Annotated in this window: 23 protein-coding genes and 1 riboswitch; of the genes, 16 read left to right on the top strand and 7 right to left on the bottom strand. The window is 63.1% G+C overall.

Going from position 1 to position 23,400, the window contains the following annotated elements:
* The first annotated feature begins 204 nt into the window (after positions 1-204).
* Genes NKI10_RS05905 through NKI10_RS05895 form a run of 3 tightly spaced genes read left to right on the top strand, consistent with a single transcriptional unit; the run spans position 205 to position 2,847 of the window.
* Positions 205-771 carry a sigma-70 family RNA polymerase sigma factor gene (locus tag NKI10_RS05905; protein ID WP_023683483.1) on the top strand — a complete coding sequence of 189 codons (567 nt, stop codon included), beginning with the start codon at positions 205-207 and terminating at the stop codon, positions 769-771.
* Between the two features lie 14 nt (positions 772-785).
* Positions 786-1,445 (top strand): anti-sigma factor, encoded by a 660-nt coding sequence (locus NKI10_RS05900; protein ID WP_352859110.1) that lies wholly within the window; start codon positions 786-788, stop codon positions 1,443-1,445.
* A complete protein-coding gene (locus tag NKI10_RS05895) occupies positions 1,435-2,847 on the top strand; it encodes a S8 family serine peptidase (RefSeq protein ID WP_352859095.1) in 1,413 nt (470 codons plus the stop codon). The genes NKI10_RS05900 and NKI10_RS05895 overlap by 11 nt, the downstream gene beginning before the upstream one ends.
* A gap of 25 nt (positions 2,848-2,872) precedes the next feature.
* Here NKI10_RS05895 and NKI10_RS05890 read toward each other — a convergent pair whose 3' ends face one another.
* Positions 2,873-4,219, bottom strand: a complete 1,347-nt coding sequence (locus NKI10_RS05890; RefSeq protein WP_352859093.1) for an NAD(P)/FAD-dependent oxidoreductase — start codon at positions 4,217-4,219, stop codon at positions 2,873-2,875.
* Between the two features lie 165 nt (positions 4,220-4,384).
* Complete coding sequence (locus NKI10_RS05885) at positions 4,385-5,407, bottom strand: substrate-binding domain-containing protein (RefSeq protein WP_352859091.1); 1,023 nt, start codon at positions 5,405-5,407, stop codon at positions 4,385-4,387.
* Between the two features lie 364 nt (positions 5,408-5,771).
* Here NKI10_RS05885 and NKI10_RS05880 point away from each other — a divergent pair, with 364 nt between their 5' ends.
* From NKI10_RS05880 to NKI10_RS05860, 5 genes are all read left to right on the top strand, one after another.
* Complete coding sequence (locus NKI10_RS05880; protein WP_023668892.1) at positions 5,772-7,127, top strand: ABC transporter substrate-binding protein; 1,356 nt, start codon at positions 5,772-5,774, stop codon at positions 7,125-7,127.
* A gap of 234 nt (positions 7,128-7,361) precedes the next feature.
* Positions 7,362-8,375: a carbohydrate ABC transporter permease gene (locus tag NKI10_RS05875; protein WP_023668891.1), complete on the top strand. Its 1,014-nt coding sequence runs from the start codon at positions 7,362-7,364 to the stop codon at positions 8,373-8,375.
* Between the two features lies 1 nt (position 8,376).
* A complete protein-coding gene (locus NKI10_RS05870) occupies positions 8,377-9,531 on the top strand; it encodes a carbohydrate ABC transporter permease (RefSeq protein ID WP_023742570.1) in 1,155 nt (384 codons plus the stop codon).
* Positions 9,532-9,536: 5 nt separating this feature from the next.
* Positions 9,537-11,201: a beta-galactosidase BglA gene (gene bglA / locus NKI10_RS05865; RefSeq protein ID WP_031198273.1), complete on the top strand. Its 1,665-nt coding sequence runs from the start codon at positions 9,537-9,539 to the stop codon at positions 11,199-11,201.
* A gap of 66 nt (positions 11,202-11,267) precedes the next feature.
* On the top strand, positions 11,268-12,380 hold the full coding sequence (locus NKI10_RS05860) for an ABC transporter ATP-binding protein (protein ID WP_023725912.1): 1,113 nt from the start codon (positions 11,268-11,270) through the stop codon (positions 12,378-12,380).
* Positions 12,381-12,453: 73 nt separating this feature from the next.
* Here the strand turns inward: NKI10_RS05860 and NKI10_RS05855 are convergent, their stop codons facing one another.
* The 3 genes from NKI10_RS05855 to NKI10_RS05845 all read right to left on the bottom strand — a co-directional run bounded on the left by NKI10_RS05855 (position 12,454) and on the right by NKI10_RS05845 (position 13,236).
* Positions 12,454-12,687, bottom strand: coding sequence for a DUF680 domain-containing protein (locus NKI10_RS05855; protein ID WP_023694259.1), 234 nt, complete (start codon positions 12,685-12,687; stop codon positions 12,454-12,456).
* Positions 12,688-12,758: 71 nt separating this feature from the next.
* Positions 12,759-12,962: a DUF680 domain-containing protein gene (locus NKI10_RS05850; protein ID WP_023668886.1), complete on the bottom strand. Its 204-nt coding sequence runs from the start codon at positions 12,960-12,962 to the stop codon at positions 12,759-12,761.
* Positions 12,963-13,029: 67 nt separating this feature from the next.
* Positions 13,030-13,236 (bottom strand): DUF680 domain-containing protein, encoded by a 207-nt coding sequence (locus NKI10_RS05845; protein ID WP_023668885.1) that lies wholly within the window; start codon positions 13,234-13,236, stop codon positions 13,030-13,032.
* Between the two features lie 500 nt (positions 13,237-13,736).
* Positions 13,737-13,938, top strand: a riboswitch (cobalamin riboswitch).
* 117 nt (positions 13,939-14,055) lie between these two features.
* Between NKI10_RS05845 and NKI10_RS05840 the strand changes: the two genes are divergently transcribed.
* The 8 genes from NKI10_RS05840 (at position 14,056) to NKI10_RS05805 (ending at position 21,898) form a co-directional block, all read left to right on the top strand.
* Positions 14,056-15,303 (top strand): aromatic ring-hydroxylating oxygenase subunit alpha, encoded by a 1,248-nt coding sequence (locus NKI10_RS05840; RefSeq protein WP_023823862.1) that lies wholly within the window; start codon positions 14,056-14,058, stop codon positions 15,301-15,303.
* 37 nt (positions 15,304-15,340) lie between these two features.
* Positions 15,341-16,441, top strand: a complete 1,101-nt coding sequence (locus NKI10_RS05835; RefSeq protein WP_023703626.1) for an FAD-binding oxidoreductase — start codon at positions 15,341-15,343, stop codon at positions 16,439-16,441.
* A gap of 159 nt (positions 16,442-16,600) precedes the next feature.
* Positions 16,601-17,023 (top strand): PqqD family protein, encoded by a 423-nt coding sequence (locus tag NKI10_RS05830; protein ID WP_023725910.1) that lies wholly within the window; start codon positions 16,601-16,603, stop codon positions 17,021-17,023.
* Between the two features lie 153 nt (positions 17,024-17,176).
* Entirely contained in the window at positions 17,177-18,226 is a 1,050-nt protein-coding gene (locus NKI10_RS05825) for a hypothetical protein (protein WP_023822091.1), read from the top strand.
* On the top strand, positions 18,223-18,966 hold the full coding sequence (locus NKI10_RS05820; protein ID WP_023725908.1) for a glycosyltransferase family 2 protein: 744 nt from the start codon (positions 18,223-18,225) through the stop codon (positions 18,964-18,966). The genes NKI10_RS05825 and NKI10_RS05820 overlap by 4 nt, the downstream gene beginning before the upstream one ends.
* A 33-nt stretch (positions 18,967-18,999) precedes the next feature.
* Positions 19,000-19,752, top strand: a complete 753-nt coding sequence (locus NKI10_RS05815) for a glycosyltransferase family 2 protein (RefSeq protein ID WP_352738934.1) — start codon at positions 19,000-19,002, stop codon at positions 19,750-19,752.
* Positions 19,737-20,429 (top strand): glycosyltransferase family 2 protein, encoded by a 693-nt coding sequence (locus NKI10_RS05810; RefSeq protein ID WP_352545532.1) that lies wholly within the window; start codon positions 19,737-19,739, stop codon positions 20,427-20,429. The genes NKI10_RS05815 and NKI10_RS05810 overlap by 16 nt, the downstream gene beginning before the upstream one ends.
* Positions 20,429-21,898 carry a nucleotidyltransferase family protein gene (locus NKI10_RS05805; protein ID WP_352859087.1) on the top strand — a complete coding sequence of 490 codons (1,470 nt, stop codon included), beginning with the start codon at positions 20,429-20,431 and terminating at the stop codon, positions 21,896-21,898. Before NKI10_RS05810 ends, NKI10_RS05805 begins: the two co-directional genes overlap by 1 nt.
* Positions 21,899-21,943: 45 nt before the next feature.
* Here NKI10_RS05805 and NKI10_RS05800 read toward each other — a convergent pair whose 3' ends face one another.
* Positions 21,944-22,684, bottom strand: a complete 741-nt coding sequence (locus NKI10_RS05800; protein WP_352859085.1) for an FAD-binding oxidoreductase — start codon at positions 22,682-22,684, stop codon at positions 21,944-21,946.
* Positions 22,681-23,292 (bottom strand): sulfite oxidase-like oxidoreductase, encoded by a 612-nt coding sequence (locus NKI10_RS05795; RefSeq protein ID WP_023684287.1) that lies wholly within the window; start codon positions 23,290-23,292, stop codon positions 22,681-22,683. Before NKI10_RS05795 ends, NKI10_RS05800 begins: the two co-directional genes overlap by 4 nt.
* Between the last annotated feature and the right edge of the window lie 108 nt (positions 23,293-23,400).

Below are 23,400 nucleotides of genomic sequence, written 5' to 3'. Positions count from 1 at the left end.
GCTTGGCGCTGCGGCGGACGCATAGGGGGAGAGAAGTGTCACCTATGTATCCGGTTCAAAGTGTTACCCATCTATCGGCTGGACAGCAGCTCTGGCAACACTCCCTCTCTTCGGTTAGCTTCGCCAAAATTCCTTGGCGGAAGGATGAACCTTTTTGAACCTATCGGCGACAGAGCAGACAGGAGCCAGGCGGCTCGACCGGCCATGACGGCAGCGACCGAGACTGATCGCGCGCTTGTCGACCGGGTCGCGAAGGGCGACCGTGCCGCTGTTCGGCTGCTGTTCATGCGTCACCACGCGCGGGTCTACCGCTTCGTGGTGCGCCAGACGGGATCGGAAATGATGGCCGACGATATCGCAAACGAGGTCTTTCTCGAGCTGTGGCGCCAGGCGCCCGGTTTCGAAGGGCGCTCGGAAGTCTCGACATGGCTGCTCGGCATCGCCCGGTTCAAGGCGCTGTCGATGCTTCGCAAGAAAAAAGAAGACTGGATCGATGACGATGATGCGGCGCAGGTTCCCGACGGCGCCGACACGCCGGAAGTCGCCACCATGAAGGAAGACAAGGGCGCCGCTTTGCGGCGCTTCGTCGATGCCTTGCCGGAGGAACACCGCTCGGTGATCGACCTTGCCTATTACCATGGACAGTCGGTGACGGAGATTGGCGAGGTGCTCGGCATCCCGGTCGCCACCGTCAAGACCCGAATGTTCTACGCCCGCAAGAAACTCGGCGAAGCCCTCAAGGCCGCCGGTTACGACAGGGGGTGGCCATGAGCAATCCTGAAGACATGAGCGCCGCTGAAAAAATGTCGCGCCGTGACGAAATGGAAACGCTGCTGCCGTTCTACCTGAACGGCTCGCTGGAAGGCTCGGACCTCGAAGCCGTCGAGGAATGGCTGGCGTCCGATCCGGCGGCGCTTGGCGAGGCTGAGGCGGAATTCTCCGGCGCCACCGCCGCCAACGAGGCGATCCGGCCACCGGCCGATGCGCTCAGCCGCTTTGCCAGGGCGCTCGACGCCGAAGCCGGACCGGTCCGCGCTCCCGCGGGCCGTTCCTGGCTGCCGCAGGCACTCGGCCGTTTCATGGCGGTGCCGGTCGGTGTCGCCTGGGCGGCAGCGGCGGTGCTGCTGGCGTTGGTCGTGGTGCAGTCCTACGTGCAGACCGGCGGCAAGAGCCATGATTTCGAGATTGCCGGCGCCGAGGATGATCTGGCGAAACTGCCGTTCGCGCTGGTCAAGTTCAAGCCGGATGCGAAGATGTCCGACATCGCTGTCTTCCTCGACCAGAACGCGCTGAAGATCGCTGGCGGGCCGGCCGCCTCGGGCGTCTTCCGCATTGCCATCCCGGTCAAGACCGGAGCAGACTACACCAGGCTCGTCGGCCTTATTGCCGCCCAGCCGTTCGCGGAGACTGTGATCGAGGGAAGGAAACCGGTTGATGGCAGCTAGGGCGGTCATTCGATTTGCGGCGATCCTGGTGGCGGCGACGACAATCGTCGCAGTGCCGGCGTCGGCGCAGACCAATGATCCCAATGCCGGCCGGGCCGACTGCACCGACGCGGCCGGAGCGGCGGCTGCCGACTGCCCGAAAGACGGCAATGAGGCCAACGTCGGCGGCGAACCAGGCGCAGTTACCCTTCCGGCCCTGATCGTCGACCTGTTTCCCAACCCACCGGCTCCCGAAGCGCCCGTGCCGACGCCACGGCCGTCAGCGCCGCCTGCCGACACGCAGGCCGGGCCACCCGCCGGCGGGGCGATCGTTTCGCCGACCGATCTTGTCGCGACCGCGCCGCGCCGTGCCATCGCCGGCGAGTTCGTGCCCGACGAGGTGCTGGTGACCGTCGACGGCGATGCCGGCGCCGTCCAGCAGATCGCCGCCTCCTTCGGCCTTGAAGTGCGCTCGCAGCGCCAGTCGCGGCTGCTCGGCACCACACTGGTGCGCTTCGGCATTCCCGACGGCCGCCCGGTCGGCGCCGTGCTGGCGCAGCTGGCCGCCGATGGCCGCACCCTGCGGCGCGAGCCAAACCATATCTATTCGCTGCAGCAGGCGGCCGGCATCGTCAACTATGCCTTCGAGCGCATTCAGCTCGACAACAAGCAAGCCAGTGGCGAAAACGTGCGCATCGCCGTCATCGACACCGGCATAGACGACACCAATCCGGCGCTGTCCGGCGTCATTGCCGACCAGTTCGACGCCATGCCCAACGTGCCGGTCGAAAAGCGTGACCACGGTACCTCGGTCGACGGGCTGATCGCCGGCGTCGGCGCGCTCGAAGGCATGGCGCCCGGCGCCAGGATCTATCACGCCCGCGCCTTCGAGGACGGCAGGTCGACCATGGATGTCATCCTGTCGGCGCTCGACTGGGCGGCGGACCAGAATGTCAGCATCATCAATATGAGTTTCGTCGGCCCCAAGAACGATCTGCTCGCCACCGCCTGCCGCAATGCGCGCGGGCTCGGCATCATCCTGGTCGCTGCTGCCGGCAACAACGGGCCGAAAGCGCCCTATGGCTACCCCGCCGCCTATGACGGCGTGATCGCGGTCACCGCCACCGACGCCAAAGACGGGCTGATGCAGCAGGCCAATCGCGGCGCTTATGTCTTCATCTCGGCGCCCGGCGTCGAGATGGTGGCGCCGAGCGGCGCCGGCTCTGACGTCGTCACCGGCACCTCGTTTGCCGCCGCGATCGTGTCCGGCGCTATCGCCAATTTGATCCACGCTTCACCCGAGCGCTCCGCCGACGACATCGAAAAGGCGCTGGCCGCCACCGCCAGGGATCTCGGTCCGAAGGGACGGGACAATGATTTCGGTTATGGGCTGCTGGATACGAAGGCGGCGGCGAACGAGTAAACCGGGCGAAATTCGCGCCACCAATTCAGAGCGCCGGGCCCAGCCGGACAGGGCTGCCATCATGGAAGCGTGACAGCCGGAAGCGGCTGAGGTCGTGCCCCGTCTGGTTTCCCTGGATCAGGTCGGCAACGACACGGGCTATGCCAGGCCCGATACCGAAGCCGTGACCACTCATTCCCGTCGCGACGAAAAGACCGCCGACGGCCTGCACATGATCCACGATGGGGACGACGTCCGGCATGGCGTCGATCATGCCGCCCCAGCCTGCCTTCAGGCGAACTGTTTCGAGCTGTGGAAAAAGACGTCCGAAATTGCGTTCTATGGAACGCAGACCGGCTCGTTCAGGGGGCGGGTTCAGCACCCGCATTTTTTCGAAAGGACTGACGGAATCCGGCGCCCAATCGCGCGGCGTCGACCAGGCGTCAGGGTAGCCTGACGGGGCGAACGGAAAGTAGCGTGTCCCGAACGGATTGTCCCTGAGGGCGGGAACGTAATTGGTGGCGTGCCGGAATGCGTCTGGCCCCAGGTAAAGCAAATGGCTGCCGCCCGCGGCGAGCGTATATCCGCCATCGTGCCTGCGCCGGAACGCGATGTGTTCGTCGGCGGCCGCACCTGCATAGACCTCAGGCATGGGCTCCGTTGAGGCTGCGGTTACTCTGACGCTGAGCTGGGGGATGGAGATGCCGTGTCTGCGCAAGAACAGAGATGACCAGGCGCCGCCGGCGACCAGCACGCTGGAGGCCTCGACATACGCCGCCTCGGTCCACACGCCCTTGATCTTGCCGCCTGAGATTTCGAGGGTTCGCGCCGCACAATTCTCGACGATTTTGACGCCTTTTCGCGCGGCGAGCCGGGCAAGTGCGGGCACCGCCAGCCAAGGCTCCGCCCGCATGTCGGAGGGCGTCGTCATCGCGCCCTTGAATTTGCGCGACATGCCTTTGATGAGTGCCGCGGTTTCGTCTGCATCCAGGAGACGGGTGTCGAGCGCATGCGTCGCAGCGATCTTCATGAATGCTTCGAAGCCGGCCATGTCCTTGTCGGTCTTCGCCAGGTAGGTCACACCTGTCTGGGTCAGGCCGATGTCCTCGCCGCATTCCTCAGCCAGTTGCCGCCACAGGCGAATAGCCTCTATGACGATGGGCAACTCGTCGGCGTCGCGTCCCTGCTTTCGGATCCAGCCCCAATTGCGGGACGACTGTTCGGCCGCAATGCGTCCTTTTTCCAGCAGCGTCACCGGGATGTTCCGCTGTGCCAGGAAAAGCGCCGTCGTCACACCGATGATGCCGCCACCGACAATGACCACCTCCGACGTTTTCGGCGGTGGGCCAGGATGCCGGATTGGATCCGTTTCGGAGAACGGGAATATGGGCAAGTGGCGCACCCTGAGGACTGGTTGATGGCTCTGGCTTACTGGTTGCCACCCACTCGAAGCCAAATCAAGGACAGGTCCAGGCAGACCGTTGTCCCAACAAAGTCAATCTATCTGCGGGCAACATCCACAAGGGTGAACTTGCCCAGCGGAGCGATGGATTAATCCCTAGACGGGGGCGCCTGCGACCGAACCCCTCACCACCAGATCGACTGGCCAGACCTCGCCTCGCGCCCCTTCTTCCAAGCCGGAAATGCGCGCTGCCAGGCGTTCGGCGATGCGGGCGCCGGCGAGGCGGATCGACGAGCGCGTCGTCGACAGCGGCACGGAAAAATTCTCCGGCTTCAGCCATGGAAAGACGTCGTCATGGGCAATCAACGACAGGTCGCCGGGAATGGTCAGGCCAAGGTCGCGCACCGCGCGCACGACGCCGAGCGACATGATCAGGCTGGAGCAGGCGATCGCCGTCGGCCGCGCGCTCTGTTCGAGCAGGCGCCTGGCGGCGCGGTAGCCGTTCTCCTCGGTCATGGTGAGTGAACAGACATGGCGCTCGCCGAGCGTCAGGCCGCTCGCGGCCAGCGCCCTGCGCATGCCGCGCTCGCGGTGGATGGCGAAGGTCTCGCGGTCGTCGCCATTGATCAGCGCCAGCCGCCGGTGGCCGAGCTGAACCAGCAGCCGGGCGGCGTCGTGGAAGCCGCCCTCATTGTCGATGTCGGTGAAGGGGTAGTCGAAATCGGAGCCTTCGCTGCGGCCATGGACGATGAAGGGAATGCCGAGCGTGTTGACCAGCGCCACCCGCCGGTCGGCCGGGCGCGGCGAGGAGATGTAGACGGCGTCGACCTGGCGGTTGGCAACGATGCGGCGATAGGTGGTTTCCTGGTCGTCGGCATCGGCCGGCGACAGCACCAGGTCGAGCTCGTGCGAGCGGGCATAGTCGCCGAGACCCGACAGGAACTCGACGAAATGCGGGTCGATGTCGACGGAGGCGCCCGTCGGCAGCACATACCCGATCATGCCCGTCTTGCCGGTCGCCAGCCGGCGCGCGCTCGGGTTGGGCCGGTAGCCGTGGCGCTTGGCGGCATCCACCACACGCCGGCGGGTTTCCTCGTTGACCTCGGGATAGCCGTTTAGCGCACGGCTTACCGTTGTCTGCGACAGGGCCAGCATATGAGAGAGCTGCTTCAGGTTCACTGGGAGGCCTCCAAGCCTCAAAGCGCTTTTAATTTTGAAGCCAGGCGGCGCCACAACGGGCGCGGCCAAGCTGGTCGACCATACGCACTGGTCCGGCCAGTTTGAAGCTTAATACGCTGCTGCACCGCCGTAAAACTATGCTGCAGTGCACTTTACCAAGTCTTCCAGCTCGAAATTAAATCGATTAGCTCACCGCCCTCTTGACTTGCAGCCGATTCAATGGCGAGATCAAAAAGACCAAAGCGCTTTGGAAGACTCTTCGAAAGGTTGCGGTTCCTTTCTGAACGAGTCACAGTCCTGCAGCGTCGGCGGGCGGAATGGAGGTTCCGTCCGGGTGTATGTGTCCACACTGGGAGGAATACCGATGAAGAAGATGCTTCTGCTTGGCGCAGCGTTTGCCACGCTCGCCTTGTCCCTGCCGGCGCAAGCCGAACTGAAGTTCAAGCCCGGGGAAGACAAGCGCTTCAACTGGGCCAATTACGAAGAACTGAAGAAGGTCGATCTCAAGGGCGAGACACTGACCATCTTCGGGCCCTGGCGCGGCGAGGACGAAGGCCTCATCCGCACTGTTCTCGAATATTTTCAGGAAGCCACCGGCGCCGAGATCAAATACTCCTCGTCGGAAAATTACGAACAGCAGATCGTCATCGATACCCAGGCCGGCAGCCCGCCCAATATCGCCGTACTGCCGCAGCCGGGCCTGATCCAGGATCTGGCGTCCAAGGGCCTTTTGACGCCGCTGGGCGACGACACCGCCAAATGGATCAAGGACAATTACGGCGCCGGCCAGTCATGGGTCGATCTCGGCACCTTCAAGGACAAGGACGGCAAGCCGGGCTTCTTCGCCTTCCCCTACAAGGCCGACGTGAAATCGCTGGTCTGGTATTCGCCCGACAATTTCGAGGAAGCCGGCTACAAGGTTCCCAAGACCCAGGAAGAGCTCGCCGACCTCGAGAAGAAGATCATCGCCGACGGCGGCACGCCGTGGTGCATCGGCCTCGGCTCAGGCGGCGCTACCGGCTGGCCGGCGACCGACTGGGTCGAAGACATCATGCTGCGCACCCAGGCGCCCGACGTGTATGACAAGTGGGTAAAGAACGAGATCCCGTTCAACGATCCGGCGGTGGTCAACGCCATCGACATTTTCGGCAAGATCGCGACCGACGACAAGATGGTCGACGGTGGGGCCAAGGCGGTTGCCGCGACCGACTTCCGCGACAGCCCGAAGGGCCTCTTCTCGGTGCCGCCGAAATGCTACCTGCACCATCAGGCATCGTTCATCCCGACCTTCTTCCCGGAAGGCACAAAGGTTGGACAGGACGCCGACTTCTTCTACTTCCCGCCCTATGCCTCGAAGCCCGAGCTCGGCACGCCTGTGCTCGGCGCCGGCACGCTGGCCATGATCACCAAGGACTCGAAGGGTGCACGCGCGTTCATCGAATTCCTGAAAATGCCGCTGGCACATGAAATCTGGATGGCCCAGGGCGGCTTCGTCACGCCGCTCAAGTCGGTCAACAAGGATGCCTATGCCAGCGACGCGCTGAAGAAGCAGGGCGATATCCTCGCCAATGCCTCGACCTTCCGCTTCGACGGTTCGGACCTGATGCCGGGCAAGATCGGCGCCGGCGCCTTCTGGACCGGCATGATCGATCTGGTCGGCGGCAAGTCGGCGCAGGATGTCGCCACCGACATCCAGAAGAGCTGGGACGCTATCAAGTAGTCAGCTGGCAAGCAGTCAGCTGGCAAGTAACCACTGCCAAGTGTTCAGCCGCTTTGGCGGCAAATTCAGGACTTCCTCCACAGACTGGATCCGGGCCGCTATGGCCCGGATCCGACCGGCGCCTTACGCCGGACCGATTTGCGTTCGTTCGTTTCAGAATAACTTAAATCGGCCAGAGCCACATCGCCAGGGCTGTTCAAGGCCCGGCCGATCATGCGCAGGGAAGAGGGACCCATGGCTGCTCAGATCTTATCGGCCATTTTTGTCATCATCATCGGCGTCGGCGGCTGCGTCGCCTATTTCTGGGGCGCCAACAAGCTGGTCGACCTGATATTCCCGTCGCGCGGCGTGGCCGGGGCTGCGGCCATCGACAATCTGCGCCGGCAAGGACTGGTCCGTCCGTGGCTGTTCGTCGGCCCGGCGATGATCATCCTCACCGTCTACCTGATCTATCCGGTGGTGGCGACGCTCTGGCTGTCCTTCCTCGACCGCGGCGGCCAGCATTTTGTCGGCTTCGCCAACTATGAATGGGCGTTCGGCGACCGCGAGTTCCGCAACTCGATCCTGAATAACATCATCTGGCTCGCGGTGGTGCCCGCCGCCTGCACCTTTCTAGGGCTGATAATCGCCGTGCTCACTGACAAGATCTGGTGGGGCACGATCGCCAAGAGCCTGATTTTCCTGCCGCTGGCGATCTCCTTCGTCGGCGCCAGCGTGATCTGGAAATTCATCTACGAATATCGCGGCGAGGGCCAGACGCAGATCGGTCTGCTCAACGCCATCATCCAGTATTTCGGCGGTCAGCCGCAGGTCTGGATATCGCTGCCGTTCTGGAACAATTTCTTCCTGATGATCATCCTGATCTGGATCCAGACCGGCTTTGCCATGGTCATCCTGTCTTCGGCGTTGCGCGGCATCCCCGAAGAGACGCTTGAAGCCGCGGTCATCGACGGCGCCAATCCGTTCCAGATCTTCTGGAAGATCATGGTGCCGCAGATCTGGGGCACCATCGCCGTGGTCTGGACGACGATCACCATCCTGGTGCTGAAAGTGTTCGACATCGTGCTGACCATGACCAATGGCCAGTGGAACAGCCAGGTGCTGGCCAATCTGATGTTCGACTGGATGTTCCGCGGCGGCGGCGATTTCGGCCGCGGCGCCACCATCGCCATCATCATCATGATCGCGGTCATCCCGATCATGGTCTGGAACATCCGCCAGGCGAACAAAGAGACGGGAGGACATTGAGATGGCCGTCGCGACCGGAAAGTCCTTTGCCAGCCGCTTCGGCGTCCACATCGCCGTGCTCGTCTTCGTCGCCATCTGGACCGTGCCGACGCTCGGCATCCTGGTCTCGTCGCTGCGCGACAAGGACCAGATCATCGCCTCGGGCTGGTGGAACTCGTTCTCCAGCTCCAGCCAGACTGAAGCCGGCCGCCTGCCGCCGGCCTCGGCGCAGGTCGAGAAGGACGGCAAGTTCCTGCTTGCCGGCAATATCTTCGGCGACGGTGCTGCGCGCAACATCAGCGCCTTCGGCGTCAAGTCGGCGGCACCGACGCAATATCCGGCCGGCACCACTGCCGATCTCGGCGACGGCGTGACCTTGCAGCTCAATGCCGACGGAACGTTCGTCATGAGTTCGCCCAAGGCTTTCGAAGGCGACCGTGGCCAGCGCGTCTATTACGCCTCGTCGGCGCCGCCGAAATTCACCACCGACAATTACAAGACCGTGCTGTTTTCGGAGGGCATCGGCCGCTCGTTCATAAACTCGCTGACCGTCACCATCCCGGCGACGGTCATCCCGATCCTGATCGCCGCCTTCGCCGCCTATGCATTGGCGTGGATGCGTTTTCCCGGCCGCGCCTTGCTGATCGCCACAATCATCGGCCTGCTGGTCGTGCCGCTGCAGATGTCCTTGATCCCGCTTTTGAAGATCTACAACGGCGTCGGCATCTTCTTCGGTGTGCCGTCGAAAACCTATCTCGGCATCTGGCTGGCGCATACCGGCTTCGGCCTGCCCTTCGCCATCTATCTCCTGCGCAGCTATATTGCCGGCCTGCCGCGCGAGATCATGGAATCGGCGCGCATAGATGGCGCCAGCGATTTCGAAATCTTCGTCAAGATCGTGCTGCCGCTGTCCTTCCCGGTGCTGGCGTCCTTTGCAATCTTCCAGTTCCTGTGGGTGTGGAACGATTTGTTGGTGGCAATGGTTTTCCTCGGTACCGAAGGGGACCAGATCGTGCTGACCGCGAAGCTCAACGCGCTGCTCGGCTCGCGCGGCGGCGACTGGGAAATCCTGACGACATCGGCCTTCGTCACCATTATCGTGCCGCTGATCGTGTTCTTCTCGCTGCAGCGCTATTTCGTCCGCGGGCTGCTGGCCGGCTCGGTCAAAGGAGGTTGAGACTTATGCAAGCCGCTTTGAAGGCGACCTCGAAGCCCGATCTCGCCGTCGATCGCGACTGGTGGCGGGGCGCGGTGATCTACCAGATCTATCCGCGCTCCTATCAGGACTCCAATGGCGACGGCATCGGCGACCTCAAGGGCATCATCCGCAGGCTGCCCTACATCGCCTCGCTCGGCGTCGACGCCATCTGGATTTCGCCCTTCTTCAAGTCGCCGATGAAGGATTTCGGCTACGACGTCTCGGACTATTGCGACGTCGACCCGATGTTCGGGACGCTCGCCGATTTCGACGCGCTGGTTGCGGAAGCCCATCACCTCGGCCTCAAGGTGATGATCGACGAGGTGCTGTCGCACACCGCCGACAACCATCCATGGTTCAAGGAGAGCCGCGCCAGCCGTAGCAATCCCAAGGCCGACTGGTATGTCTGGGCCGACGCCAGGCCGGACGGCACGCCGCCCAACAACTGGCTGTCGATCTTCGGCGGCTCGGCCTGGCAGTGGGACACCAGCCGCCAGCAATATTATCTGCATAATTTCCTGTCCGAGCAGCCGGACCTCAACTTCCACAATCTGGAAGTCCAGGACGCGCTGCTCGACGTCACCCGCTTCTGGCTGGAGCGCGGCGTCGACGGCTTCCGCCTCGACACCATCAATTTCTACTTCCACAGCCAGGGGCTGGAGAACAATCCGCCGCTGCCGCCCGAAGAGCGTAACGACCAGACAGCACCTGCGGTCAATCCCTACAACTACCAGGACCATATCTACGACAAGAGCCGGCCGGAAAACCTTGCCTTCCTCGAACGGTTCCGGGCGCTGCTCGACGAATATCCGGCGGCCGCCGCGGTCGGCGAAGTCGGCGATTCGCAGCGCGGGCTGGAAGTGGTCGCCGCCTACACCGCCGGCGGCAAACGCGTCCACATGTGCTATTCCTTCGATTTCCTGGCGCCGGAAAAGATCAGCGCCGCCAAGGTGCGCCAGGTGCTGGAAGCCTTCGGCAAGGTCGCCAGCGACGGCTGGTCGTGCTGGGCCTTTTCCAACCACGACGTGATGCGTCCGGCCTCGCGCTGGGCCGCCGACGAGGCCGACCCGGCCGCCTATCTGAAGGTTATCTCGGCGCTGCTGATGTCGCTGCGCGGTTCGGTCTGCCTCTATCAGGGAGAGGAGCTTGGGCTGGGCGAAGCCGAGTTGCAGTTCGAGGATCTGCAGGACCCCTACGGCATTCGCTTCTGGCCCGAATTCAAGGGCCGCGACGGCTGCCGCACGCCGATGGTGTGGGATGCAACCGCCAGCAATGCCGGCTTTTCGACGGCCAAGCCCTGGCTGCCGGTGCCGGGCAAGCACTTGTCGCAAGCGGTCAATGTTCAGCAGGGCGACGCGGCCTCGCTGCTCGAGCACTACCGGCGCTTTCTCGGTTTCCGCCGCCAGCATCCGGCCCTGGCCAAAGGCGACATCGAGTTCATCGAAAGCGAGGGCGACACCGTCGCCTTCACTCGCCGTGAGGGCAATGAGCAGATCGTCTGCGTCTTCAATCTGGCCAGCAAGCCGGCCGAGGTCGATCTCGGTGGTCAGGCGCTGCTGCCATTGGCCGGGCACGGTTTTTCGGGACAATCCGGCACAGGTTCCATCCGCCTCGGCGGCTACGGCGCCTGGTTCGGGCGCATCGACTGAGTTTTTGACGAAACTGGATTTTTTGAGGAAATCCAGGTTCTCTAGGGAAATCACTGGGAGGAAATTATGGCCGATGTCACGCTGAGACAGGTGAAGAAATCATACGGCAATCTGCACATTCTCCACGGCATCGACCTCGACATAAAGTCGGGCGAGTTCATCGTCTTCGTCGGCCCGTCGGGTTGCGGCAAGTCGACCTTGCTGCGGTCCATCGCCGGGCTTGAGGAGATCACCTCCGGCGAGCTGAAGATCGCCGGCGAGGTGGTGAACGATGTGCCGCCTTCCAAGCGCGGCATCGCCATGGTGTTCCAGTCCTATGCGCTCTATCCGCACATGACCGTCTACGACAACATGGCCTTCTCGATGAAGATCGGCAAGGAAAGCAAGGCCGAGATCGACAAGCGGGTACGGCAGGCAGCGGAGATCCTGCAGCTGACCAAATATCTCGACCGTCTGCCCAAGGCCATGTCGGGCGGCCAGCGCCAGCGCGTCGCAATCGGCCGGGCCATCGTGCGCAACCCGAAAGTGTTCCTGTTCGACGAGCCGCTGTCGAACCTCGACGCGGCGCTGCGCGTCGCCACCCGCATCGAGATCGCCAAGCTGAAGGAATCGATGCCTGCCACGACCATGATCTACGTCACCCACGATCAGGTCGAGGCGATGACGCTGGCTGACCGCATCGTCGTGCTGAAGGATGGCCACATCGAGCAGGTCGGCACGCCCATGGACCTCTACAAGAAGCCCGGCAATCTGTTCGTTGCTCAGTTCATCGGCTCGCCGGCCATGAACATCCTGCCGGCAACGATCGACAAGACGGGCAACCCGACAATCGTCAGCCATGTCGGCGGCCGCAAGGCCACGGTGCCGATTGCAACGCCGGCGTCAGCCAAGGGTGCGGCAGTCAGCTTCGGCGTGCGGCCGGAGGATCTGTCGGTCGCCACCGGCACGGAATATCTTTTCGAGGGCGTGGTGGACTATGTCGAGCAGCTCGGCGAGGTGCAGCTGGTCTATATCGATATCGGTCGCGCCGACCTGCCGTTGGTGACCAAGCTGCCCGGCAATGTCGAGGTCAAGCGCGGGGCAAAGCTGCGGCTGACCGCGGATGCCGGGGACCTGCACATCTTCGACGCCGATGGGCACTCCTTCTCGCTCAAGCCGGTGGAAGTGAAGGCGGCTTGAGATAGCTGCGTTGTACAGGCATGAAAAAAGAGCGGCGGGCTAGGCCCGCCGCTCTTTTTTTAAGCTTCGGCTGTTAGTTGTTGCCGAACCGATCCCTGTCGCTGCTCTGAGGAACGAACTTCTGTTGGTCGTCCGACGAGTTCAGCAGCTTGTAGACCGCCGAGTTGGTGCCGGTCGACGAAGTGCGGGTGGTGTCGACGGCAGCGGCCGGCTGGTTGGCGCCATTGGAGCCATAATTGTCGCTGCCGGCAAAGGCAGCGCTCGAAACAGCCAGAACGGCTGCGGTGGCAAGAACGATCTTCTTCATTTTAGTCTCCTGAATTTTTCTGATGCCGCCAGCTGCAGCGGATAAGCCCGCCACGTGCTGGAAACCGGCTTTTAGCGGCCGAAAAGGTTACGGTCGGCACCGTGGGCAGGCGCCTGCTCGGCTGGAGCCGACTTCTCAACCGAAGCCGTATGGCCACTATCGGTCGACGTAATCGCAGGCTGGTTGGCGCCGTTCGAACCGTAGTTGTCGCTGCCGGCGAAAGCGCTGCCGGAGATGGCCAAAACGGCGGCGGCAGCAAGGATGATCTTTTTCATTTTCAAATACTCCTGAATTTTTTGGGATCCCGAGAGCGACGGGTTAGCCGCCCTTCTTTGGTCGGGATCAGCGATTGCCGTAGAGGTCGCGGTCGGCGCCCTGAACGACAGGCTGCTTGTCAGCGTGCGCCGGCTTCTGAATGGAAGCCGTATACGAGCTGTCGACCGAGACGGCTGGCTGGTTCGCACCATTGGAACCGTAATTGTCGCTACCGGCGAAGGCGCTGCCGGTGATCGCCAAAACGGCTGCGGCAGTGAGGATGATCTTTTTCATTTTTAGTACTCCAGTTTGTCTGTCCGTCTAGCGGCGTGTCTTGGGAGGAATTCGCGTCGTTCGGACAGCCCCGATGTGGGAAAGCCATAGGCTGGTTTCCAATCACGAAGTTGTTCCGTGTGGACCACGGTCCTGCACCTTGAAATTGTGCCATGAAGTTCCTCTATGGTCATTTATCGCATTGTTTTCAGTCGCTTATGCCGAACCGAGTGGTTCGCTCCGATGTCGGTTTCCGGGCCGTCGTTCACACTGTCCTGCACGCATTGTCAACAGAAACGAACCGTTCGGTTCGATTAGAGATTGCTAATAGTAACTTTTCGATACCGTTGAGCCATTTTTGCCCGCGATCGAACTGGATCGGCAGCGATTCGAAACGGCGATGATGGCGTCGCAAGAAACGTCTCAGCTCTTTGACCCGGGGGCGGGGGGCGTAAGCCGCGCGTGTCGCGCCGCATGGATATGATGTCGCTTTCATGCCGACGTCGCGATCGCTGCCGTGATTAGATGATCGCATCTCAGGTGCCGCTTCGTGACGACGCAGCGGAGAATTGGGAAGCCGGTCAGAATCCGGCGCTGCCCCCGCAACGGTGGTGGAGTTGAAGTCGCAACGGGAGACCACTGGGCAAGAGCCTGGGAAGGTGTCGCGATGGTCCGCAAGGACAACTCCAGAGCCCGGAAACCAGCCCGAGATGCATAGACTCGACTGATCGCGGTGGGCGGTCAAGAGGTGGATAGTGCATGTCCGGCGCCGCGCCGGCCTGCGTCCGATCCTTCCTCCATCACCACCAAGTTCAGTCCTTAAACCACGAGGACAGAACTATGGATACGCGCAACGACATGCTGAGGCTCCTGAACGGCCGCAAGCAAGGCTTTTCGCTGGAACAGCCCTTCTACACCGACCCGGACTATTTCAAGCTCGACATGGAGCTTATCTGGTATCGCGACTGGCTGTTCATCGGCCATGATTGCGAACTGCCGAAGCCCGGCAGCTATATCACCGTGCAGATCGGCGATTATCCGGTGGTGCTGGTCCGCGACCAGAAGGGCAACATCAACGCCTTTCACAATTCCTGCCGCCATCGCGGCAGCCGTGTCTGCAACACTGAGAAGGGCATGGCGGCAAAGCTTGTCTGCCCCTATCACCAGTGGACCTACGAGCTTGACGGCCGGCTGCTGTTTGCCCGCCAGATGGCCGACGGTTTCGACAAGAGCCAGTTCGGCCTGAAGCCCGTCGCCTGCGAGAGCGTCGGCGGCTATATCTTCATCTGCCTGGCAAAAGAACCTGCCGACTTTGCGCCGATGCGCGCCATGATAGAGCCCTACCTCAAGCCGCACGGGCTGAATGAAGCCAAGGTCGCCTTCGAGAGCACCATCATCGAGAAGGGCAACTGGAAGCTGGTCTGGGAAAACAACCGCGAATGCTATCACTGCGCCGGCAATCATCCAGAGCTGTGCAAGACATTCCCCGAAGCGCCGACGGTGACCGGCGTGCAGGGCGCCGACAGCGATCCGGAGATGCTGGCGCACTGGGCGAAATGCGAGGCGGCGGGCCTGCCGAGCAAGTTCCGCATCGATCCGGCCGGGCAATACCGCGCCACCCGCGCGCCGCTGCTGCGCGATGCCGTCAGCTACACGATGTCGGGAAAGCGCGCGGTGACGAAGAACCTGTCCGACACTGTTGCCGCCGACCGCATCGGCACCTTGATGCACTACCACTATCCGACGACCTGGAACCACATACTGATCGACCATGCGGTCACCTTCCGGGTGCTGCCGATCAGCGCCACGCAAACCGCGGTGACGACCAAGTGGCTGGTGCACAAGGATGCGGTCGAGGGGGTCGACTACAACCTTGAGGAGCTCACCCATGTCTGGACCGAGACCAACGACCAGGACCGCCGCATCGTCGAGGAAAACGCCTTTGGCATCCTGTCTCCGGCCTATGAGCCCGGCCCCTATTCGGAGCTGCACGAGGGCGGCGTGATCCAGTTCGTCGAATGGTACGCGGCCTTCATCGGCCCGCGCCTTGCCGAAGGTGGCAGGCCGGCGCTGCGCAGCGTCGCGTGAGCTGGAGCAGGCGAAGAAGGACCGGAGGATGAATGCGATGACGGATCTTGGGCTCTATCGCCATCTCGACCAGATGGCGCCGTGGAACGATAGGCTGCAGGTGCTGGAAGTGATCGGCGTCAGCGACGAGGCGCCTGACGTCAAGACCTTCACCTTCCGCTCCGACAACCAGACCTGGTTCCGCTACAAGCCGGGCCAGTTCCTGACGCTGGAACTGCCGACACCGGACGGGCCGCTGATGCGCACCTATACGCTGTCGTCGTCACCATCGCGGCCGTTTTCGATCGCGGTGACAGTGAAGGCGCAACCGGGCAGCATCGGCACACGCTGGATGTTCGACCAACTGGTGCCCGGCTCGCATGTCAAGGCCTATGGACCGGCGGGCGACTTCTCGTTGCACAGCCACCCGGCGGCCAAATATCTGTTCATTTCGGCTGGCTCCGGCGTGACACCGATGATGTCGATGCTGCGCTGGCTGAACGACTGCGCGCCATGGACCGATGTCGGTTTCGTCAACTGCGCGCGGCGTGCCGAAGAGATCATCTTCCGCAAGGAACTCGAACTGCTCGGCGGCCATATGCCCGGCCTGTCGCTCGGCTTCATGATCGAGGAACGTTCCAGCCGCGAAGGCTGGTACGGCCATATGGGGCGCATCGATGCGATCCGGCTGCCCTTGCTGGCTCCGGATTTCCGCGAGCGCGAAATCTTCTGCTGCGGCCCCGATCCGTTCATGCGCGCCGTGCGCGGCATGCTGGATGCCGCCGGCTTCGACATGACGAAATACCATCAGGAGAGCTTTGCCGCGCCTGTGATGGAGGAAATTCCGGCGCCGTTTGCCTCCCCGGTCGAGGACGGCATCGCTGCACCTGTCGAAGCCGTGACGCCGATCCGCTTCTCGCTTTCGGAGGTCGATGCCGGCTGCGTCGCCGGCCAGACCGTGCTGCAGACCGCGCGCAGCTCGGGCGTGCGGATTCCCGCCGCCTGCGAGTTCGGCCTGTGCGGCACCTGCAAGGTGAAGAAGGTCTCCGGCGAAGTCGAGATGAGCCACAATGGCGGCATCCTCGACCACGAGATCGATGACGGTTTCATCCTTGCCTGCTGCTCGAAACCGTTGTCGGCGCTCGAAATCGAGGCTTGAGCCGGTCGACTTCGCCGCAACGGTCGCCGACGCAGGCGGTGTTCGCGGGTCTTTGTCTTGCCAAGCATAGGCCGAGTGATTTAGACGCACTTAGGAAGGGCTGGCAGGCCGTGAAACTGGCGCATCCCTTCATGGGCGCATGGAACGGGGGACAGAGCGATGCAACAGCGGGTCTACGCGGTCGCAAGCAAGGACATCGTTTTCGAATCATTCGATGGCGAAGCCGTCGTTCTCGATCTTTCGAACGGTAAGTATTTCGGCTTTTCCGATTCCGGCAGCCGGGTCTGGCAGGCTTTGTCGTCCGGCGTCGCCACTGAAGCGCTGGTCGGAGCTGCCGCGGCCGCCGCAAAAATAAGCCTGGCCGACCTCGAAAGCTTCGTTGCCCGACTGCTCGATTTCGGGTTGCTTGCACCAGCCGAAACACCGGCGCAACCGCTTTCGGGCGAGCTGTCGTCTGCGCTTGCTGCCAGCAATGAGCCGCTCAAGGTCGATGTCCACGACGACCTTGCCGATCTCATCATTGTCGACCCGATCCATGAGGTCGAGGAACCTCTCGGCTGGCCGGCGGTGAAACAGGCATAATCGTTTCCCTAAAGCGCGTCGCGTTTGAACGGACTCAGGCGACGCGGTTTAGATCTTTGATTTTATGCATGTCGTCGTCTCAAAACCGGGGCCACCCCGAGCGACATGCATCAGGCGACCCGGCGCAATTCTGGACGCTGGAACAACGAACACATGCCTTTGATCACGCTGCAAACCCTGCCGGATTATGCCCGCCATGTGCTGGCGGCCGCGGAAAGCGCCGCCGCCTTCTATCCCGTTACCGCCGGGGTGCGGTTGCCGGGACTGGACCTGAGTGTCCACCTCGACCATGGCACGCTGGCGGAAGCCATGAGCCATGCCTTCATACCGGCCCCGGAAAATCCGTCTGCATCTGACGGCTGCCGCATTTTCGTCGCCCACCCGGCCATCGATGGCGTCCCCGCCCCGGCCACCTGGGGCCGAGGCGATTACAACCATCATGCCTTTGCCAACCGGCTGGAAGAGGCCGGATTGCGCGGCAGCTACTATCATGATCTCGACTTCTGGCAGTTCCATGATCCGCAACGCCATGTCGGGGCGCAGCTGATGATGTCGGCCGACGCCTTTCCGCCATGGGAACAAGGGGCGCCGCTGCGCGCCTTCCTGCATTGGGAATATGCGGCGCGCGGCATGCGGCTCACCCATGCCGGCACGCTGGGCATCGATGGCAAGGGCGTGTTGCTGGCGGGCTCCGGCGGAGCCGGCAAATCGGGAACGGTCGTCGCCGGCCTGCTCAATGGGCTCGATAGCGTCGGCGACGACTATGTGCTGATCGACCGGACCGGGGGGGTGACGGCCTATCCGCTGTTTGCCACGCTCAAGCAGGATCCGGAGGGCTTCAAGCGGCTGAAGCTGGAGGAGCAGCTAAAGTCGTACCAACCGCTGAACTGGCAAGGCAAGCATGCCTTTCACATCAACGAGATCGCGCCTCGACCAACTCCTGCAAGTCTGGACATTATTGCTTTGATAGTGCCCCATATCAGGGGAGGTGCGAGAAGCTCGGTCATGCCCATATCGCGCAAGGATGCCATGATCGCCTTGGCCCCGTCAGGAATCGTGCAGATGCCGGGCGAGCGGGAAGCGGGCTTTCGCTTTTTCAGCGAGCTTACCCGCGACCTGCCATGCTACCGGCTGTCGCTGGGGACCGAGCCGCGCGAGATCGCCGGCACGATTGCGGATTTCGTCCTTCGGGGCGCTGCATGAAGTTGAGCATCATTGTGCCGGTCTACAATCGGGAGATCTATGTCGTTTCGACGTTGCGGTCCCTGCTCAGGCAACGCGACGATGCCGATCTCGATATCATCGTTGTCGACGACGGCTCGACCGACAGCTCCGTTGAAGCCGTCCGCGCCATCATGCGGGAAGCGTCGTGCATCCGCCTGTTCCAGCAGGCAAACCAGGGCGTGGCCAACGCGCGCAACACAGGGCTGAGGCAGTTGCTGCCGCAAACCGAACTGGTGTCGTTCCTGGATTCGGACGACGTCTCGCCGGCTGGACGATTCAAGGCTGGCCTACCCCTGTTCGCGGCCGACCCTGCGCTCGAGCTGACCTACTCGCTGATGACGCGCGTCGATCTCATGGACGACGAAGCCCTTCAGCCGGCACCGGGCGGCGCAGGTCCCACCGTGCGCGGCGTCAGCCTTAGCGCCGGGATATTCCGCAGGGCACTCATCGACCGTACAGGTGCTTTCGACGAGGAGTTCCGGCAGGGCGAAGACGCCGACTATCTGCTGCGCATTTTCGAAACCAGCCCAAAGCACATTTTTCCCGACACCGTCGCGGTATACTACCGGCGCCACCCCGGCAATTTGACCAAGCAAAGGGATGTGGCGGTGCGCGAATATCTACGTGTAATTCAGAAATCCTTGCGGCGGCGCAAGGCCGATCCGTCGCGGCGCCCGGTCGAGGGGCTTTTCGAGATCAAGCGCCCGGCAGAGTGGTGAAAGAATGAACAGATCACAGCCTGGAATGCGTGCGTGAAGCTGAGCGTGATCATGCCGGTCTACAACCGCGAACGCCATGTCGGCTCGGCGCTGCGCTCGCTGCTGAGGCAGCGCGATGCCGCCGATCTCGACATCATCGTTATCGATGACGGTTCGACCGACAGTTCGGCGGCGGTCGTGCGCTCGCTGATCGCGGAGGCGCCGTGCATTCGCCTTTTCCAGCAGGAGAATGCGGGGGTGACGCGGGCGCGCAACGCGGGCTTGCGGCAATTGCTGCCGCAGACCAGGCTGGTATCGTTTCTCGATTCGGACGACATTTCCCCGCCCGGCCGCTTCAAGGCGGATCTGGCCTGCTTCGACGCAGACCCCACCCTCGAGCTCACCTATTCGCGCATGACGTTGGTCGACGACATAGATGACGATACGCTGGAGCCGACAGCCGACAGCCACTCGGTGACGGTTCGCGGCATTCACCTGTCTCCCGCTATCTTCGTCCGGCGGTTGGTCGAACGCATCGGCAGCTTCGACGAGGATTTCCACCAGGCCGAGGACACCGACTATCTGCTGCGCACTTTCGAAAGCGGGCCGAAATTCACGATGCCCGACACTGTTGCGCTCTATTACCGGCGCCATCCCGGCAACATGACCAGGCAGGCCGATGTTCCTTTTCGCGAATTCATGCGCGCCGTCTACAAGTCGATGAAACGGCGCGAGGCCGACCGCTCCTTGCACCCTGTCGACGGCATCTTCGATTTCAAGGAACTTGCGAATTGGCGTTTCCTGTGATGGCCAGCTACGGCGTCGTCATTCCGGCCTTCAACGCGACCGCCACCATCGCCGAGACGCTGCGATCGGTCGCGGCCCAAACGGTCCAGCCCGACGCCATAATCGTCGTCGATGACGGCTCGACCGACGATACGGTCGCGGTAGTCAATGCGCTGGGCATGCCGGTGCGGGTGTTGCGCCAGGACAATGCCGGACCAGGCAGCGCCACCACCAGGGGCATCGCCGCGCTGGCGACGCCCTTCGTCGCCACGCTCGATGCGGACGATCTGTGGCTGCCGACCAAGATCGAAAGGCAGCTGGAGCATTTCGAGCGGTTTCCCGCGACGGCAGGAGTCTTTGCCCACTGGCGGACGTTTCGCGATGACAAGCCCGATGTGCAACAGGACGTGGCCGTGGCGGGCTGGTCGCGCACGACGATGATGATCCGCCGGGAGGTAGCCGAGGCCGTCGGTCCGATCATCGACCCGCAAGGCGGTCGCGGCGACATGGTCGACTGGATCGCCCGTGTCCGCGAGGCGGGCTTTGCGCTTGCCATGCTCGACGATGTCCTGACCTTGCGCCGCATCCGGCCCGACAGCATGTCCTATGGACGCGACCCCGTGCGCGACCGCGGTTATGTCGAAGTCGTAAGGCTGGCCATGCAAAGGCGAGCAGCGAAAAAGGCGAGCGCCGACTGATGGCCAATGCCATGCGCCGTATCGGCCGTCGGTTTCCGGACTATGGTTGGTCATGGCCAACTGGCGGACTCGACCAGCTGCTGAAGGCCGCATTGCTGCCCGATGAAGAAGCGGCAGGGCGTTACGCGGCGCGCTGGCTCGACGAGAACGATATCGACCATGTTGCCTTCCGAGAGCATCGGCTGCTGGCCGCGATCTCCGACAGGTTCGGCCGCAAGCTCGCTGGGCATCCGGCCTATCCACGTCTTGTCGGCCTGCAAAAGATGCTGTGGACCAAATCGCGGCTGGCTGCGCGCGAGGCCGAGCCGGCGCTACAGGCCATGATCGACGCCGGCTGCGCGGTGATGCTTATCAAAGGCGCCAGCCGCATCGCCGTCAACGCGTCGGCGCAGCGCGGCCGGGTGGCGCATGACATCGACATGCTGGTGCGCCCGCAGGCCATGATTGCCGCCTTCGATGTGCTTAGCGAACGCGACTGGCAGATCGCCACCGGCGTCAGTCCGCAATATCTGCGCACCAGGCTGGCGTCCTTGCGTTCGATGAATTTTTTCAAGGGCAGTTTCGGCGACATCGACCTGCACCAGCTCGCTTATGACGGGTCGCAGCAAAGCGCGGAAGATGATCTGGCGATCTGGCAGCGGGCGCTGTCAGCCGATTTCAATGGCGTCCGCGTGCTTGTTCCCTCTCCGGCCGACCGCATGGCGCTCGCCATCGCACATGGCGGCCTCGATGCCCACACCCACAGCGACTGGCTGGTCGACTGTGCGGTCGCCATCGAGAGTGGCGCAGTCGACTGGGGCGTGTTCGCCGACGTCGTCGCCAAGCGGGGCCTCGCCGTCGCCGCGGCGGTGGCGCTCTCCTATCTCTGCCTGGAGATCGGCATCGCGGTGCCGGAGGCCGAACTTGCAAAGACGATTGAGTTGGCCGACCGCGCCGGCCTGTCGCGCTGGTCCTCGGTGCTGCAGGCCAAGCCGCGCACCGATTTCGGCGGTCTCGTCTGGCTGTCGCGCGGCTTTGCCAAGCAGTTGCGCCTGAAACGCAAGAAGGGCCGACTGCAGCATCCGACGCCTGCTGCCGTCTGGCGCGGCAGGCCGACATTGCGCAAGGCAAGAGCGACGCCGGAACCGTTCGCGCTTTCTCAGGCCCTGCCGCGTCCGGACAGGACTGGAGAGATGATGCTGGACGTCACCGTCAGGATCGTCGTTCCGCCAGTCCGCCGCCGCATCGAGATGGAAATCAATGCCGGCAGCGGTCACGTCGCCCGCTTGCGTTCCATGGTGATCAGCCGCGCCGGCGGCGGACGTGTGCTGCGCTTTCGCGGCAAGGTAACGGTGGACGACACCGGCCGGCCTCTGGTGATCGAGGCACGGCCATCGCGCCAGTTCCGCAACTGGGACAATGAGGCCGAAGTCGCCGCCTATGGCGCGCTGCCGTTCCAATTGCTGTCGGCAAGGTTTTCACCCGCCTGAGAGCGGTTCGCTGTCTCCATGAAACGGTGAACCACTGTGGCCCTCTCAGCCGCCATAGCGCTCGGTGCGGATGATTTCCGCTGGTATGCCGGCGTCGATCAGCGCCCGGGCAGCCGCCGAGACGAAGGTGTTCGACCCGCAGACGAAGGCGAGCGCCGGCGGCCGCGGCAGCCGCGTGAGCGCCTGCATGACCATTGCCGTGTCGATGCGCCTCGAATAGTCGGACGGGCGCCGTGCCGCCTCGCGCGTCAGCGTAAGCACCAGCTCGAACCCGTCGCGGCGGTCACCGAGACCGATCAGCTCGTCGCGGAAGATCACCTCGTCCCAGACCCGCACCGAAAACATCAGCGCCACCGGCACCGCCGATTTGCGCAAGGTCCGGTGACGCACCATCGCCATCAGCGGCACCACGCCGGAGCCGCCGCCGACCAGAAGCAGCGGCCCGCCATCCCCATCGGACCAGACGAAATGGCCGCCGAGCGGCCCGCGCAGTTCGATCTCGTCACCGACCGCGGCGATGTCGTGGAAGAAGGGCGAGACTTCACCGTCGTCGAGCTTCTCGATCGCCAGCTCGATCGTGGCGCCGCTCTCCGGCGCCGAGGCGATGGAATAGGAGCGGCGCGCTTGGTAGCCGTCAGGCGCAGTCAGCCTGACATCGACATGCTGTCCGGCGCGATAGGCGAATGGCCGTGACAGCGCGAAGAAGAAACTGGTGACGCGTGGCGTCCGCTTTTCGATCCGGGTGATTTTCGCCGTCTGCCAGGGAGATTGCGGCGCTTCGCTCATGGATCGCCGCTATAGCGCTGCTCGCGCCACGGGTCGCCATAGATGTGATAGCCGCGCAATTCCCAGAAGCCCGGCTCGTCGCGCTCGGTGAACTGCAGCCCGTTCAGCCATTTGGCCGATTTCCAGAAATAGAGATGCGGCACCAGGAGCCGCGCCGGGCCGCCATGGTCGGCAGTGATCGGCTTGCCTTCATAAAGGAGCGCCACCATCGCCTTCCCCGCGGTGAGATCCTTGGCCGGCACGTTGGTGGTGTAGCCGTCATAGCCATGCGCCAGCAGGAAGCCGGTCGGCGCTTCGATGCCGGCATCGGCAAGGATGTCGTCGACCAGCACGCCTTGCCAGGCGGTATCGAACTTGGTCCAGGCGGTAACGCAATGGATGTCGCGCGTCATCTTGGTCAAGGGCAGCGCGTTGAACTCGGCCCAGTTCCATTTCTTGATCGGGCGCGGCCCGTGCTTGAGCGTGAACGACCAGTCCTCGGTGCGCACGCGCGGCGTCGGCCCCGCCGACAGCACCGGAAAGCCCTGTTCGAGATACTGACCGGGCGGAATGCGCGCATCGGTCTCCGTCGGAGGCTTTCGACCGGAGGAAAAACCGCGAGTGACCATCGGACTGTCCGTTTTTAGCAGGCCATTGCCGGCCTGCCGTAATGTTCTCGAAGATGTCGCGGCGGGCAACAGGAATTTTGGCGGGGCCGTGCGGCAGGCCTGCCGATC

It is taken from the genome of Mesorhizobium sp. M0802, from assembly GCF_040320115.1.
GTDB lineage: Bacteria > Pseudomonadota > Alphaproteobacteria > Rhizobiales > Rhizobiaceae > Mesorhizobium.
Note: the sequence above shows the minus strand (reverse complement) of the source record. Positions and strands in the feature narration are given on the sequence as shown.